At 66.5% G+C, this 1,849-nt stretch carries 2 protein-coding genes; both read right to left on the bottom strand.

Annotated features, from left to right (window positions below; all coding sequences use genetic code 11):
• Window positions 1-1,340, bottom strand: a 1,340-nt coding sequence (locus EOD15_RS33715) for an FAD/NAD(P)-binding protein (RefSeq protein WP_127409266.1), incomplete at its 3' end; no start/stop codon positions are given.
• The coding region (locus tag EOD15_RS33710; RefSeq protein WP_127409265.1) for an LLM class flavin-dependent oxidoreductase at window positions 1,337-1,849 on the bottom strand (513 nt) is incomplete at its 5' end. The genes EOD15_RS33710 and EOD15_RS33715, both read right to left, overlap by 4 nt.

Here is a 1,849-nt window from a genome sequence, read left to right as displayed (position 1 = left end):
CCCATGAGCTCGCCGAAAGTGCCTCTTGCCAGCGGGCCGGCGACCAGGAGTGTCGCAACCGCCTCACCGTCCGAGCCGATTGCGCGGCTGTCGAGACTTGTCTCGATGCCAAGTCCATATTGGTCCGTCCTAATCAAGCCGGCTTCCGCCAGCGAGCTCAGCGCCGGGTTCAGCTGTAATGCCTGCCCATGAGCCGGACCCGTAGTGTTGATGACGGCATCGAAGCGCGTCGTCTCGATCCGTGTCTGCCCGCGCCGTTGAAAGCTGACAGCCAGGCTGCCGTCCTCATCGTTCGACGCGACAAGCCTGGCGGCAATGGTGTCGAATGTGCCGGCCGCATGACGCCGGTCGAGCACCGCCGCCACCTGCGGAGCGATCCTGAAGCGATGCACGTCCCAGAACACGCGCAGCCGGCGGACCAGCCTTGCCCGCTCCGGCGGGGCAAGTGCGGCCCACAGCACCGGCCCCTGCAGGCGCAGTTGGTCGAAGACCGACTGCCAGTTGACATTGGCCGCTCTCGCAGCTGTCAGCGTCGCGCGAATGGCCCTGAGCAGGCCGAGCGCCGTCGTGGCCGGCGCGGATGCAAAATCGCCAAAAGGCTCGCCCCTGACATCGGGGTGTCCGCGCGAGCGTAAGCCGCCGCGCGACAGCGCCAGGATGCGGCCGCGATGGCCACGACGGTCGAGTTCAGCGACCATGTCGGCAGAGGTCAGCCCGGAGCCGACGATCAGCACCGACGCCTCCGGCCCAATCCCGGCAAGCGCCGCTGGTGCGTACGGGTCGGCGATGAAACCCGGTGCTTCCGACAGTTGGACCAGCGCGGCTGGAATTGCAGGCTGCGGATGCGTTGCTGCCAGCACGACGATGTCGGAGGCGACCGGTCCGGCAGAGGTGTGCACGGTCCAGCCCGCGCCACTGGCATCGCGCGTCACGCGTATGGCGGAACCTTGAACATGATGGACAACGCCGGAACCGAGATACGGCGCCAGATGCTCGGCGACGTAGCGGCCGAACACACGCCGGCGCGGAAAAGCGTCGCCGTTCTTCCAGATGGCGTCCGGGTCGTGTTCGAGTTCTCCGCTGCCAGTCAACCAGCGTGCAAAATGCTGCGGGTCGTCGGGAGCCATGCTCATCCTGATCGCGGGAACATTAACCCGATGAGACGGTTCCTCGCTGGAATAGGCAAGGCCACCGCCAAGAACCGGTCGTGGCTCGATCACGGAAATGGAAATGCGCTCCGGTCGAGGCATTTGCGCCAGGTGCCACGCCACCGCGGCGCCGGAAAAGCCGCCGCCGATAATGGCGACGCGCAACCGCGAGGACGCAGGAAGCAAGTTCACGAGGCGCTGGCGAGCGACTTCGGCCGGTGGTCGCCGGCGATGGTTTCGCCGAACGGACCGGTGTTTACGGACGAGCCGGCTGCCTTGACCAGATGGTCGGTCGGCAGTTTCGGCAGCACCAGCTCGCCGAAGCGATAGGCTTCTTCGAGATGCGGATAGCCGGAAAGGATGAAGGTATCGATGCCGAGGCGCCGGTACTCGTCGATGCGCTCGGCGATCGTGTCGGGATCACCGACAAGTGCGGTCCCTGCGCCGCCGCGCACCAGGCCGACGCCGGCCCACAGATTGGGCGCGATCTCGAGCTTGGCGCGATTGCCGCCATGCAGTGCGCTCATCCGCGCCTGGCCGACCGAATCCATGCGGGAAAAGACTTTTTGAGCCGAGGCGATCGTCGCGTCGTCGAGCCGGCTGATCAGCCTGTCGGCAGCGGCCCAGGCCTCCTCGGTGGTTTCGCGCGCGATGACATGCAGCCTAATGCCGAAGGAGAGCTTGCGGCCGGCCTTCTGCGC

The organism is Mesorhizobium sp. M7A.T.Ca.US.000.02.2.1, from assembly GCF_003996995.1.
Taxonomy (GTDB): Bacteria; Pseudomonadota; Alphaproteobacteria; order Rhizobiales; family Rhizobiaceae; genus Mesorhizobium.
Note: the sequence above shows the minus strand (reverse complement) of the source record. Positions and strands in the feature narration are given on the sequence as shown.